This window comes from Kribbella sp. NPDC056861, from assembly GCF_040687575.1.
GTDB lineage: Bacteria > Actinomycetota > Actinomycetes > Propionibacteriales > Kribbellaceae > Kribbella.
In genome coordinates this window covers 479,438-492,492 of record NZ_JBFBNQ010000008.1, presented here as the reverse complement: position 1 = coordinate 492,492, position 13,055 = coordinate 479,438, and the positions used below count along the sequence as shown (strand labels likewise).

General features: G+C 66.8%; 9 protein-coding genes. 2 read left to right on the top strand and 7 right to left on the bottom strand.

All coding sequences use genetic code 11. The annotated features are described in order from the left end of the window. Nucleotides 1-201: 201 nt before the first annotated feature. The 6 genes from groL to AB0P21_RS36605 all read right to left on the bottom strand — a co-directional run bounded on the left by groL (nucleotide 202) and on the right by AB0P21_RS36605 (nucleotide 7,193). Complete coding sequence (gene groL / locus AB0P21_RS36630) at nucleotides 202-1,851, bottom strand: chaperonin GroEL (RefSeq protein ID WP_363703184.1); 1,650 nt, start codon at nucleotides 1,849-1,851, stop codon at nucleotides 202-204. 16 nt (nucleotides 1,852-1,867) lie between these two features. Then, nucleotides 1,868-2,905 carry an amidohydrolase family protein gene (locus AB0P21_RS36625; protein ID WP_363703182.1) on the bottom strand — a complete coding sequence of 346 codons (1,038 nt, stop codon included), beginning with the start codon at nucleotides 2,903-2,905 and terminating at the stop codon, nucleotides 1,868-1,870. A gap of 56 nt (nucleotides 2,906-2,961) precedes the next feature. Then, entirely contained in the window at nucleotides 2,962-3,318 is a 357-nt protein-coding gene (mimD, locus tag AB0P21_RS36620) for a propane 2-monooxygenase effector subunit MimD (protein ID WP_363703180.1), read from the bottom strand. Further along, a complete protein-coding gene (locus AB0P21_RS36615) occupies nucleotides 3,315-4,412 on the bottom strand; it encodes an aromatic/alkene monooxygenase hydroxylase subunit beta (protein WP_363703178.1) in 1,098 nt (365 codons plus the stop codon). The genes mimD and AB0P21_RS36615 overlap by 4 nt, the downstream gene beginning before the upstream one ends. 9 nt (nucleotides 4,413-4,421) lie before the next feature. Next, nucleotides 4,422-5,444 carry a 2Fe-2S iron-sulfur cluster-binding protein gene (locus tag AB0P21_RS36610; protein ID WP_363703177.1) on the bottom strand — a complete coding sequence of 341 codons (1,023 nt, stop codon included), beginning with the start codon at nucleotides 5,442-5,444 and terminating at the stop codon, nucleotides 4,422-4,424. Between the two features lie 96 nt (nucleotides 5,445-5,540). Continuing rightward, nucleotides 5,541-7,193 (bottom strand): aromatic/alkene/methane monooxygenase hydroxylase/oxygenase subunit alpha, encoded by a 1,653-nt coding sequence (locus AB0P21_RS36605; RefSeq protein WP_363703175.1) that lies wholly within the window; start codon nucleotides 7,191-7,193, stop codon nucleotides 5,541-5,543. Between the two features lie 121 nt (nucleotides 7,194-7,314). On the opposite strand from AB0P21_RS36605, the gene AB0P21_RS36600 reads away from it, so the two are divergent. Next, nucleotides 7,315-9,102 (top strand): helix-turn-helix domain-containing protein, encoded by a 1,788-nt coding sequence (locus AB0P21_RS36600; protein ID WP_363703173.1) that lies wholly within the window; start codon nucleotides 7,315-7,317, stop codon nucleotides 9,100-9,102. 42 nt (nucleotides 9,103-9,144) lie between these two features. After that, nucleotides 9,145-10,011, top strand: a complete 867-nt coding sequence (locus AB0P21_RS36595; protein ID WP_363703171.1) for an aminoglycoside phosphotransferase family protein — start codon at nucleotides 9,145-9,147, stop codon at nucleotides 10,009-10,011. On the opposite strand, the gene AB0P21_RS36590 is transcribed toward AB0P21_RS36595, so the two are convergent. Next, nucleotides 9,998-12,853, bottom strand: coding sequence for an AAA family ATPase (locus AB0P21_RS36590; protein WP_363703169.1), 2,856 nt, complete (start codon nucleotides 12,851-12,853; stop codon nucleotides 9,998-10,000). The genes AB0P21_RS36595 and AB0P21_RS36590 overlap by 14 nt on opposite strands. Nucleotides 12,854-13,055: the final 202 nt, after the last annotated feature.

The following is a 13,055-nucleotide window of genomic DNA, read 5'->3' as shown; positions in this document are numbered from 1 at the left end:
ACTGTCTGTTGCTCTTGTCTGTTGCTCTTGTCTGTTGCTCTTGTCTGTTGCTCTTGTCTGTTGCTCTTGTCTGTTGCTCTTGTCTGTTGCTCTTGTCTGTTGCTCTTGTCCTTTCCCCTGGGTGGCAGGCACCACGCCGCGACACGGGTGCCCGCCCCCGGGGAGGGCGGGGGCGGGCGGGCCAGTTGGGTCACCGGCCGGCTAGTAGATGTTGGAAGGACGGACCATGCCTTCAGCCAGGTCGCCGAAGCCGGGGGCCATGATGGCGCCGGGGTTGCCGAGTACCTCCTCGACGATGGCAGTTTCGGTGGTGATCAGCAGCGCGGCGATCGACGCGGCGCTCTCCAGGGCCGAGCGGGTGATCTTGACCGGGTCCATCACGCCGAAGTCGAACATGTCGCCGTACTCGCCGGTCAGGGCGTTGAAGCCCTGGCCCACCGGGAGTTCCGACACCCGCTTGACGACCTCGTCGCCGTCGTAGCCGGCGTTGATGGCGATCCACCGCAGCGGTTCTGCGAGCGACTGGCGGACGATCTCCCGACCGATCAAGGCGTCACCGGTCAGTTCGAGGCGGTCCAACGAGTCGCGGGCTTGGGTGAGGGCTGAGCTGCCACCTGCGATCACGCCCTCTTCCAGCGCAGCACGGGTGGCCGACAAAGAGTCCTCGACCCTGTGCTGCTTCTCCTTGAGCTCGACACCCGTCGCCGCACCCACGTGGATGACGGCAACCCGCCCGGCCAAGCGTGCGATCCGGAGTTTGAGGTTGTCCTCGTCGTGGTCGTTCGTGGCCCGGTCCAGCTCCTTCTCGAGCTGCCGCAACCGCGCCTCGACCGACGTGGCGTCGCCCGCGCCGCCGACCATCGTCGTACCGTTCTCGGTGATCGTGATCCGGTGACACGACCCCAGGTCGGCAGCAGTCAGCGAGTGCAGGTTGACGCCTGAGTCCTCGCTCACCACCCGTCCACCCAGTACTGCGGCCAGGTCCTCCAGCTCGGCGATCCGGCGATGCCCGAACCCAGGAGCCCGTACGACGACCGAGCGGAACGTGTCGTGCACGTTGTTGCTGACCAGCATCTGCAGCGCCGGGCCGTCGACGTTCTCGGCCAGGATCACCAGGGGCCGGCCCGATCGCGTCACCAGTTCCAGGGTCGGCATCAGCTCCTGCAGCTGGCTGATCTTCTTGTTGGTCAGCAGGATGTACGGATCGTCGAAGACGGTCTCCATCCGGTCCTTGTCGGTCACCATGTACGGCGAGATGAAGCCGTGGTCGAACTCGATGCCGTCGACAACATTCAGCGACAGCCCGTACGCCGGTGACTCCTCGACCGTGACCACGCCGGTCTTCCCGACCCGCGCCATCGCCTCCGAGATCACCGAGCCGATCTCCGGGTCGTCGTTGGCCGACAGCGTCGCGACGTACAGCAGATCGGTCTGCCCGCCCACTTCGGCGGTGCGGTCGAGCAGCGTCTGCACGATCACCGCGACGGCTTCCTCGATCCCCCGGCGCAGCTGCATCGGGTTCGCGCCGCCGTCCACCGCACGCAATCCCTCCCGCACCAGCGCCTGGGCGAGCACGGTCGCGGTGGTGGTGCCGTCGCCGGCCACCCCGTTGGTCTTCATCGCGACTTCCTTGACCAGTTGCGCGCCCATGTTGGCGAACGGGTTGCGCAGCTGGATCTCGCGCGCGATCGTGACGCCGTCGTTGGTGATGGTCGGCGGTCCGGTCAGCTTCTCCAGTACCGCGTTGCGCCCCTTCGGCCCGAGCGTCACCTTGACCGCGTCTGCCAGGGCGTTCACACCTTGTTCGAGGAGTTGCCGGGCGTCGTTGCTGAAGCGAAGATCTTTGGCCATTGTCTTTCCCTTCGGATCAGGAGACCTGGACCGGCGCGGCGCCGATCGGCTTGTCGGCAACGTCGTCGTCGGCGATCCGCAGCTCGGCCGGTACGTCGAGGTTGTAGAGCTTGGCCGCGTTCAGGCCAAGGATCTTGCGCTTGATGTCCGGCGTCAGTACGCCGTACTCCGACTGCATGTCCTCGGGGATCTGGAAGTCGGCGAACTTCTCGACCAGCCACTTCGGCTGCCAGATCGCGTAGTCGCTGGCGAACGTGATCCGGTCCTCGCCGATCCAGTACAGCAACTCGCCGATGATCTGGGCGAAGTACTTGGGCCGGCTGTGGATGAACGGCATCGCCACCGCCAGACCGCCGTACACGTTGGGCTCCTGGGTGGCGATCCAGCAGAAGTCCTCCAGCCGCGGCAGGCCGACGTGCTCGACGATGAAGTTCAGCTCCGGGAACATCGAGGCGGCGTAGTCGATGTCCTGGACGTCGAAGGCGTCCCGGTTCAGCGGGTAGATCGTGGGGCCCTTGTGCACGTGGACGTTCTTGATGCCGAGCTCCACGCACTTGCGCAGGTACGGCTCGGCCTCCGGGTCGGACAGCTTCCAGCCGCGCGACTCGCCTTTCCACTCGGCCGTGTAGAGCTTGACGCCCTGCAGGTTCCAGCGGGCATGGAGCGCCTCCAGCTTTTCCAGACCCTCCGCGCCGTCGCGCGGATCCCAGGCGCCGTTGGTGATGAACTTGCCCGGGTTGTTCTCCATCACGGCGCCGTCGCGCTCGGTGGTGTTGAACCCGTCGACGTAGAAGTCGGTCAGGTACGTCGGCTGGAAGATCGCCTTGTCGACGTAGCCGATCTCGAACAGGTCGTGCAGCAGGTCGTCCTCGGAGTACGCGCCGAACTTCTCCGTCGTCCAGACGTACTCCTCCGGCGACAGGTTGCGGTGGTAGTCGTAGAAGCAGTTGGTGAAACCCTCGCCGTACCGGTTCTTGTTGTTCTCCGGCCGGCCGTTCCAGAAGTGCACGTGACTGTCGACGATGAAGTACTTCTCGCCGTTGCTCTCATACATGGTTGCCTCCCTGGCAGGCAGTGCCCGGGGCCGATGGAAGGCCCCGGGCAGCAAAATCAGCTCTGGACCTCGACGAGGTCGAAGTCGATGTACTCCGCGGCTTCCTCCGGGCTGGAGAAGAGCATCGTCTTGTCGTCGAAATGGACCATTCGCCCGTAGTGGGTGGACATGATCTCCTCGAAGTCGGACTGGTCGAAGTCCGCGCCGAGCGCGTCGGAGATCTCGGCGAAGTCGAAGGTGAGCTTGCCGACCCCGTCGACCCGGATCATCGACGGGTACTCGGTGATCTCCACGTTGTCCTTGGCGCCCATGATCTGGGCCACCACGTGGCCGTTCTGGTTGTTCATCAGCGTCACGCCGCACATGTTGGAGAAACTCCGGTCGGCGGCGCCGAACTCCTTGGTCTCGGTCACTGGTCCAGCTCCTTCGGTACGTCGAGGCCGAGGTCGGCCAGCACAGCGCGCAGCCCGTCCTTGGCCGAGGCCAGCGAGTCGGCGAAGGTGACGACCTTCTCGTTCGGCTGCGACCAGATCGGCTGCAGCTCGTGGGCGGCCCGCAGGCTCTGCGGCACCCAGGTGGCCAGCCACTCGCCCAGTACGGCCTTGTTCTCGGCGCCGTGCTGCTCGTCGCGGGTGAGCTGGGTGAACAGCGCCCGGGTGTAGCCGAGGTCGCGGCTGAAGTCGTTCTCGCCGGCCCCGACGATGGTCGGCGTGATGTAGTCGCCGTTGCGGGCCGAGACCTGCATCAGCAGGTCGGACCGGAACAGCACCCCGACCAGGGACTCGAAGACGATGTTCGTCGCGAACAGCGCCTCGGCCCAGTCGCCGATCGCGGTCAGTCGCTCGACGTTCTCCCGGACGCCCTGCCAGACCGGGTCGGACTGCCAGACCTCCTTGTGCACCTGCCCGTCGAAGTCGATCTCCGACTCGGCCAGGTCCAGGTTGAACAACGCCAGGTCCTGGGCGAAGCGCAGCTTGTGGGCCGCGTTGACGCACATCGCGTTGTTGATCATGTTGGTCGGCGCGGACCGCTGGGCGGCGGTGAAGACGTGCATGCCCAGCCCGTTCTCCGCGTGCATCCAGGCGCCGAGGTTGCGGGAGACGAACTTGGTCCAGGCCGGGTTCCAGTGCGAGTAGGCCTTGGCCCGCTTGGCGTTCTCCAGGCTGAGCCCGATCTGCCGGACGATCGCCGCGTTGTTGCGGTAGATCGTCTTCTCCCACTCCTCGTTCGGGTCGCGGAACTGGTGCCAGTCCGACGAGACCAGCCGGGTCCAGTCCTTCGGGTAGCCGCCGGGCGAGTTCGCGAAGCCGTAGATCCAGCCCTGGGACAGGTGCCGGTCCGGATCGGGCTGGACGTCGAAGGTGACGTCCTCGTACGTCGTCGCGCGGGCCTTGGCCGGCTTGTAGTAGTTGTAGCTGCGACTGGTGGAGCTCGGGAACGTGAGCGCGCCGGCCTCGGAGTCGGTGAACTCCGGGTGCGGGAAACTCCGTTCTTTGGTATCTGCCATCTCGATCTCCTACTCCGCCACCGAAGTGGTGAACTTGTCGTAGTGGATGTGCTCGCGCGGTAGACCGACCATCTCCAGCAGGTCGATGGCCGCATCGACCATCGGCGGTGGGCCGCACAGGTAGGCGTCGCTGCCGGCCAGCCCTGGCTCCAGCCGTTGCACCACCTCCGTCACGAACCCGGTGTGCTCCCAGTCGTCCGGCCAGCTCTCCGACAGGACCCCGACGAACTTGAAGTCCGGCAGCGAGGCGCCGAGCTCCTCGATCTGGTCCAGGTAGAACAGGTCGTCGCGGGTCCGGGCGCCGTAGTAGAACCGCACCGGCCGGTCGATGCCGTCAGCAACAAGATGTCTCAGCAGGGAAAGGATCGGAGCCAGTCCGGCTCCGCCGCCGATACACAGGATCGGCCGGTCGGACGACTTCTTCAGCGTGAAGGTGCCGTACGGCCCGTCCAGCTCGAGTTCGTCGCCGACCTTCAGGCCGCCGTCGAGCAGGCCGGAGAAGTGCCCGCCGGGGTACTTCTTGATCAGGAACTCCAGCGGGTCCCCCGGCAGCGTCGCCATCGAGAACGACCGGTGCGCGTCGTGCCCCGGGATCGCGATGTCGGCGTACTGGCCGGGTTTGAAGGCGAACTTGTCCGGCTCGATCAGGTCCAGCCGCAGCGACACGATGTCGCGGGTGACCGGCTCGATCGCGACGATCCTGGTCCGCAGGTGCTGCAGCGGTACGGCGTTGCGCAGCTCCTCCTCGTCGTAGTTGATCAGCTCGACGGTGAGGTCGGAGTACGCGTGCGACTTGCAGAGCAGGATGTAGCCCTCGTCGCTCTCGTACTCGGCCAGCGCGAACGTCGAGTAGCGGTCCATCTGCACGTCGCCGTCGATCAGAAACGACTTGCAGGCGGCGCACTGGCCCTCCTTGCAGCCGTGCATCAAGGAGATGCCCTGCCGGAAGGCGGCGTCCAGAACGGTCTCGTTCTCGTCGACCTCCATCTCGAGGTCGACGGGTTCGAACTTGACGATGTGTTTGTCACCCATCGACTGCTCCTCATCGGGCTCTGCTGAACGGGTCAAGCGATCGGTGGCGGCGAGTGGTGCCAGGGTTCGCCGCCACCGACCGGCTCGGGGGTGGGGTCAGACCTTCGCCGCGGCCGGCCTGCCGGCCGGGCCGCCGGCGGTGTAGGCCGCGAGGTGGGCCTCCCGGTCGGCGTCGGACATCTCGTTCAGCAGGATGTTCGGGCTGGCGAAGTTGATCCCGCGGACGTCGTCCAGCGTCCACAGCTTCTTCTGGTCGTCGAGATCCAGGTGCGGCTGCGGGATCAGCGTCTTGCCGTCGTCGCGGACGTAGCCGAGGTCCTTGATGATGTCGGCCAGGTCCCGGTTGTGGTGCAGCGTCTCCCACTCGCGGTGCCCGGTGAGCCGGCCCATGTTCGGCGTCGGGCGACCCTCGTACTCCGGCCGGAACGCCTTGATGTCGGTCCAGGCGCAGGTCTCGGAGCAGTACGTGCGCCACTGCCCGTCGACCTTCTCGGTCACCATGTCCTCGCGGATCAGGGCCGGAACCATGCAGGTCCAGCAGCGGTGCGGGTACTGGTAGTCGACGTCCTCGAACGCGATCGGCTTGTTCTTGCCGGGGTACCGCAGCCGGTTGTAGTTCTCCCACCACTTGCCGTACTTGTTGTACCAACCCGGGTACTTGAACTCGAACCAGTCGAAGTCCTCGTCGGTCATCGGGTCGATCCGCCAGTAGTTGACCGGCCAGCCGGTGGCGAAGAACTGCGCCACCTCGTGCACGTAGCCCTTGTTGTAGATCCGGTTCCAGGCCTCTTCGACCAGGTCGTGCGGGATCTTCAGGCCGTACTTCTCCAGCGGGATCAGGTAGCTGCGGTAGTAGTCGTCGTAGATCCAGCGCCGCCACATCTCCGCGTACGAGTCGCGGTCCTTGCGGCGGTCCTTGGTGCCGTACTCGATGAAGGTGCCGATCGCGGCGTCGACGACGCAGTGGTTGTTCCACCAGGCGTAGCGCAGATCGCGCTCGAGCAGCAACCGGTTGTCCTCGTCGGCCAGCGCCATCAACAGGATCGAGTACCCGTTGCTGATGTGGCGTGACTCGTCGGACTGGACCGAGTGGAACACCGTCGGCAGCAGGTAGTCGCCGTTGGCGGCCGCCTCGTCCGGCATCGCGACGAACAGCGTGTTGGTGAACGCGGTCTCGGCCACCACCGTGAGGTAGATGTTGGCCGCGGTGATCGCGTCACCGGTGATGAAGCCCTCACCGAACTGCCGGCCGATGGTGCCCGCGTAGTTGTTCGCGAACGCCTTCTCGGTGATGTCGAACCCGGCCGGGTCGATGTAGTGGTTCATGTAGAGCTTCTTGAGGTTCATCTGGATCGTCGAGTGCCGGACCTCGTCGATCATCTGCACCGCCAGCCCGTTGTGGATCTCCGGGTTCGGCACCGCGTCGATCGCCATCGGCATCGCCCGGGCCGCCGAGATCTCGGGGAACGGGATGATGGACAGGAACAGCTTCTGCCACTCCATCCAGCGTTGCTGGACCTGGCGGAACATGTTGCCGCGGATGGCGCCGTCCATCGCGCCGAAGACGCGGTTGTCCTTCTCCTCCTCCATCGGGAAGTAGGACCGCATGATCTGCTTCAGCGGGTCCTTCTTCGGGGCCTTGTCGAAGCTGTAGTCGGTGCCGAAGCGCGTCGCGGGGGTCGCGAAGGTCGGCTCCCAGGACAGTTCGGTGATCTTGGCGTGCGCCTTGCTCAGACTCTGCCTGCTCACGGTTCGCCTCCTCGGGGTTTCAAGTGCACCGAGTTCACCCCGGGTGAGCCCTTGCGCTTGTCTCAATCTGAGACACAGTGGGAGGACGGCGGGACTTAGAGTGATTGCCAGGGAGGCCTCTGTGGAACGAGCTCACTGGATCGACGCACCTCGAACGGGTCTGCTGCTGCAACAGGCCCGGGACACCTTCTTGTCGTCCGGCGATCTCGATCCCGGACTGGTGCGCGAGTCGATCCAGGCGTCGTGGGTGCGCTCGTCGCGGCTGCAGGTCGACACCGACAGCGTCGATCCCAGTTTTCTGGGGCTGGAGGGCCCGACTCCGCTCGCGCTGAGCGCGGCGCCGGTGCTGAGCGCGTTGGCCAGCGAGCTCGCCAACGAATCGGTGAGCATCATCCTGACCGACCAGCACGGACTGGTGCTGCAGCGGACCTGTCCCGATCCTTCGTTGGTCCGGCAGCTCGACAAGGCCTACCTGGCACCCGGGTTCAGTTACGCAGAGGAGCAGGTCGGCACCAACGGCATCGGTACCACCCTGGAGGCCGGAGTGCCGACGATGGTGACCGGGAGTGAGCACTTCACCGGTCCGCTCGGCGGCTTCGCCTGTGCCGGTGCGCCGATCCACCATCCGGTGACGGGGTCCCTGCTCGGTGTCCTCGACCTGACCTCGTCGGTGGCTCATTCGAACGCTTTGCTGATGTACTGCGCCCGCTCGACTGCGCAGAAGATCGAGCAGCAACTGCTGGCCCGGTCGGGCGCCAAGGAGCTCGCGCTCTTCCGCGACTACCTGTCGGCCTGCCAGCACTCCAGTAGCGGCGTGATCGCGCTCAGCGGTGACCTGGTGATGATGAACAGCCAGGCCCAGCAGCGTTTCGACCCTGCCGACCAGGCGGCGCTGCTGGCCCGTTCGGCAGATGCTGTCGGCGCCTCCGAGCAGTTGACCCTGGTGGCCGACCTCCCGAGCGGCCTGGTGGCCCGGATGGATTACCGGCCGGCCTTCGCGGGCACGCAGCTCGCAGGCGGCGTACTGCGTATTCAGGTGCAGTCGGGTCTCGACGCGACGACCGGGCCGGTGCAGAGCGCAGTACAGGTGATGCCTGGGCTGGCCGGAACCAGTGCGACTTGGCAGCGGGTCTGCCAGGCAGTGGACACGAGTCGGCGCAACGGGTCGTGGATGGTGTTGGAGGGCGAGGCAGGCGTCGGCAAGATCGCGCTGCTGCGCTCGGTGAACCAACTGCGGAACGGCAGTGGCCACTTCCGGGTCATGGACGCCTCTGAGTGCAGCCCTGCTTGGCTGGACACGATTGCGGACGAGTTGTCGGCCGGGGCTGGCTCCCTGGTGATCCGGCGCGCTCACCTGCTCGACAGCGACTCCGTGAGTGGCCTGTCGGAGTTACTGCTCGAGCATGCCGACCAGAAGAGCGGGGTGTGGGTCGCCCTGACGATGCGGAGCGAGCCGCGCAACCCAGAGGTGGACGCGCAACTGCTGCCGCACTTCTCGCACACGGTGGAGGTGCCGCCGCTGCGGCATCACCTCGAAGACATGCACAAGCTGGTCCCGCATCTGCTCGGCCGGCTGAACCGGGGGAACAACCTCTCCATCTCCCCCAGCGCTCTGGCCCAGCTGATGCGGCTCCCCTGGCTCGGCAACGTCGAGCAGCTGCGCCGCGTCCTGCTGCAGATCGCCCAGCAACGCCGCTCCGGCACCATCGAGCTGGACGACCTCCCCGGCGAGTGCCGGGCCACCACTCGCCGCCGGCTGACCCAGCTCGAGTCCCTGGAACGCGACGCGGTCGTCAAGGCGCTGGTCATCCACCGCGGCAACAAGGACAAGGCCGCGAGTGATCTGGGGATGTCCCGCGCCACCATCTACCGCAAGATCCGCGACTACGGGATCAACCTGACGATCTAAATCTGCTTGCTTCGGTGCCGAGTGGCCCCGGAGACTTCCGGGATGACTTCGGATGGGCGTGCCGGGATCGATGCCGGGCTGGTCAAGCGGTTGGTGAAGGCGCAGTTCCCGCAGTGGAGCGAGCTGCCGGTCACGCCGGTGAAGATCGACGGCTGGGACAACCGGACCTACCGGCTCGGCGACTCGATGACTGCGCGGCTGCCCACCGCAGCGGGGTACGCGCCTGCTGTGGACAAGGAGAACGAGTGGCTGCCTCGGCTGGCGCCTGGGCTGCCGGTGGCGGTGCCGGAGGTGCTGGGCAAGGGAGTGCCCGGTGAGGGCTACGACTTCAACTGGTCAGTGCGGGGTTGGCTGCCCGGCGAGACCGCGTCGGTGGATCGCATTGACGACCTGCCTGGGTTTGCGGTCTCGGTGGCCGAGTTCATCCGCGCGCTGCAGCGGTGTGACGCGACTGGTGGGCCGATGGCCGGCGCGCACAGCTTCTACCGGGGTGCTCCGCCTGGGCATTACGACGAGGAGACCCGGCGTGCATTGATCGCCTTGGCTGGGCGAGTTGATGTTGCGGCCTGTACCTCGGTGTGGGAGGAAGCCTTGGCTGCTTCGTGGGACGCGCCGCCGATGTGGTTCCACGGGGACATCGCGCACGGCAATCTGCTGGTCGTCGACGGGCAACTCTCGGCGGTGATCGACTTCGGTACTTCGGGCGTGGGTGACCCCGCCTGCGATCTGGTGATCGCGTGGACGATGTTCTCCGGCGAGAGCCGGGAGGCGTTTCGGCGTACGGTCGATCAGGATGCGGGGACCTGGGCCCGCGCCCGCGGCTGGGCGCTGTGGAAGGCGCTGATCGTGCTCGCTGACGGAGACGCCGAGCAGCGCCACGTGATCGAGGAAGTCCTCAGCTCGACTTGAGCAGGTCCGCACGGGAGGTCGCGTTGAGTTTGCGGAGGACTTTGGCGACGTGTTGCTCGACTGTGCGGGGCGAGAGGAAGAGGACGTCCGCGATCTCGCGGTTGGTGTGTCCGCGACCCAGCAGGCGGGCTACTTCCTGCTCCCGGGGCGACAGCTCTGTGCCGTAGCCGCGACGGCCTCTGCGGGAAGGCGCGGCGACACCGTGGTTGCGGAGCTCGTGGCGACAGCGGGCTGCGTCCCTGGAGGCGCCTAGCTGATCGAAGGTCTCTGCCAGGGTCGCGAAGGCTTCTGCCGCGTTCGGCTCGTCGAGTTCGAGCCGGCAGTGCACAGCGCGCTCAGCGGCCAGTGCAGCGAAGTACGGCGCAGGCAGTACTGCGTACTCCTGCTCTGTCTCCTTGTAGAGCGCAGCAGCGGCCTCGTAGTCGCCATCGCTCGCCGCCAGTTGCGCCCGGCCACAGTGCAGCGCCGCTCGTGCCAGTGGTGCGTCCAGGCCGCTGGTGCAGTCGTCCAACTCCCCCAGCAACTTCCGTACTTCGTCGTCGCGCCCATCCGCGAGCAGTACGGCGACGGCAGCCGGTGTCAGCTCCCCTGCCCACGCCCACACCTGCTTGCGGCGCAGGAGGTCAAGGCCGCGATTCACCGTCTTGAGCGCCGCGGCAGTCTCGCCGCGCGTCAGCTGCATCCAGCCGAGAAGCCCGAAGCCGGCCAGGGCGATCTGCGCGATCGCCTCTGCCGGTTGGTCGATCCCCGTCGCAGCCAGGTACTCCTCGGCCTCGGCCCACTCCCCACGGGCCACCGCCAGAGAGGCCCGCACCAGCGACAGTTCGCTGATCAGCGGGAACAGGTCGCGGTACTCGTCGAGGAGCAGCACCGCCCGGTCGTCCAGCCCGGCCCAATCGCCCATGAACCAGTCCACTCGCGCCTGGGTCGAACGCGCAGTGCTGACGACGAAAGGCGCTCCACAATCGGTGGCGAACTGCAGTCCGCTGCGCAGGAGCTCCGTGGCCTTGCGGTAGTGGCCGATCGACATGCAGGCGTCCGCGAGATTGCAGTGGGCTCGGGCGACGTGACGCTGCTCGTCCCCGGTTCCACCACCGAGCGGAAGTCTGGCGATCTCCGGCAGGACGTCGGGGCTGCCGGTATGCAGCCAGGTGCCGAGCAGGTTGGCCCGCAGGCTCGCGACCACCACCGGGTCGGTCGAGGTCCGCAGGAACTCCTCGGCGCGGTCGGCCCAACGCCGGTTCTCGTCCAGCGAGGCGGTCCCGAGCCAGCACTGAGCCAGTACGGAGACTGCCTTGGACTCCAGGTCCGGCCGATCCAGGAGATCGGGTATCGCCCGCTCGATCTCCCTGCGACCGGCGGAGATCCCGCCCGTGGCCCGGACCATCATCAGCCCGGCAGAGAGCCGAACCTCGCCCCGCACGGCAGGCGACAACCTTTGGTCGGTCAGCAGGCGTCGGAGCGTGTCCAGCGGATCCTGCTGATCCAAACCGGTGTAGGCGACGTTGCCGAGCTTGGAAGCGAGTCTGTCCACGGTCCCTGTCGACTGCTCTGGCTCGGCCAGCAGACGCTGGAGCAGCCGGCTCGCGGTCGAGGCATCACCCAACTCGGTGGCCCTGTCGGCTGCGGCCTCGCCGTAGCGTCGCCAGTCCTCCGTGCGCCCGGCCAGCCGGCTGTGCTCGGCCAACTGGAGTAGCGGCAGCGGAGTCGTCTCAGCGAGAGTCTCGGCGATGCGCCGGTGCAGCGCTTGGCGGTGTGGTCCGGGCAGGCTGTCGTAGACCGCCTGGCGTCCCAGCGCGTGGCGGAAGTCGTAGCGGCCGTCACCCGAGTCACGCAGTACTCCGGCAGCCAGTGCAGACGTCAGCGCGGCACCGACCGCCCGCTCCGACAGCTCAGTCACTCTCGCGATCAGCTCACTGGCAGCCGGGATCCCCAACGCAGCCGTCGCGTAGCTGACCTCGCGAGCCTCGTCTTGCAAACTGGAGAGCCGCTCAGCCATCGCATCCCGCAACAGCGCCGGTACTTCGACATGCTCGAGCGCCCGGCGAGCAGTGCTCCCGTCGACTGGATGCGGCAGCGTGCGGACCGCCTCCTCGATCACGGCAGGGATCCCCGCGGTCCGCTCGTACAGCAGCGCCGCCAGCTCGGTCCCGATCGCATCCACACCCAGAATCCCCGCCGACAGCGACCGAACCCCAGCCAGATCCAGCGGCTGCAGTGAGAGCACAGCACTCGGCAACCCCACCGGTGGCCGGTACGCCGCTCCGAGAGGTGGTCCCGCCGGCAGGTCCTCGCGGCGATAGGTCACCAGGATCGCCAGGTTCTCCGGCGGATCCGTCATCAGGAAGCGCAGCAGTTGGCGAGACCCGTCATCGGCCCAGTGCAGGTCCTCCACCACCAGCAGCGCAGGCCCCGCGGCCGCGAGCAGTTCACGGATGGCGCGGAAGACCTGGTATCGCTCAGTAGCGGGGTCGGCCCCCGGCCAGTGCTCGTCGGGAAGCCGATCGGCAAGCTCCGGAAGGAGCGGACGCAGTACCGACGTGAGTGGGCCGAGCGGAGTGTCGGAGTGGCGCGGGTAGCTGCGGAGCGCCTCGATGACCGCGCCGTACGGGAAGGGCTCGCGCAAGGGCTGGCAGTAGCCAACCATCAGGTGCTTGCCGGTCAACTCCGGCTGGTCCAGCAGTTCGCGGACCAAGCGGCTCTTGCCGATCCCGGCTTCACCCTCGACCAGCGCGACGCCCTGCCCGCCGACCGCGGTAGCAAGCAGGCGCAGCTCATCGGCGCGGCCGACCAGCACCGGTGAACTGGTCCGGGCGAGCCGAGCGATCGGTTCTCCAGTCATCTGCGCTCCCGTGGATGTGGGGCGAGCCTACGTGCGGACAAGCGGCGGGGAAACCGTTTCCGTGTGTCTACGCGCCTGGAGAGCCACTGATTAGACACGTACCCCTACCTACCTGTGCCCGGATTGTTCACCGGCCACCCCGCACCGACAGTGATCCAACCGGCCGTCCACCCCCTTCCGCCCCGGACGGCCGGGACCGAAT

Excerpts from the sequence above, each read along its gene's own strand:
- groL (WP_363703184.1), bottom strand. The coding sequence starts at position 1,851 with ATGGCCAAAGATCTTCGCTTCAGCAACGACGCCCGGCAACTCCTCGAA.
- AB0P21_RS36625 (WP_363703182.1), bottom strand. The coding sequence starts at position 2,905 with ATGTATGAGAGCAACGGCGAGAAGTACTTCATCGTCGACAGTCACGTG.
- AB0P21_RS36615 (WP_363703178.1), bottom strand. The coding sequence starts at position 4,412 with ATGGCAGATACCAAAGAACGGAGTTTCCCGCACCCGGAGTTCACCGAC.
- AB0P21_RS36610 (WP_363703177.1), bottom strand. The coding sequence starts at position 5,444 with ATGGGTGACAAACACATCGTCAAGTTCGAACCCGTCGACCTCGAGATG.
- AB0P21_RS36595 (WP_363703171.1), top strand. The coding sequence starts at position 9,145 with ATGACTTCGGATGGGCGTGCCGGGATCGATGCCGGGCTGGTCAAGCGG.
- AB0P21_RS36590 (WP_363703169.1), bottom strand. The coding sequence starts at position 12,853 with ATGACTGGAGAACCGATCGCTCGGCTCGCCCGGACCAGTTCACCGGTG.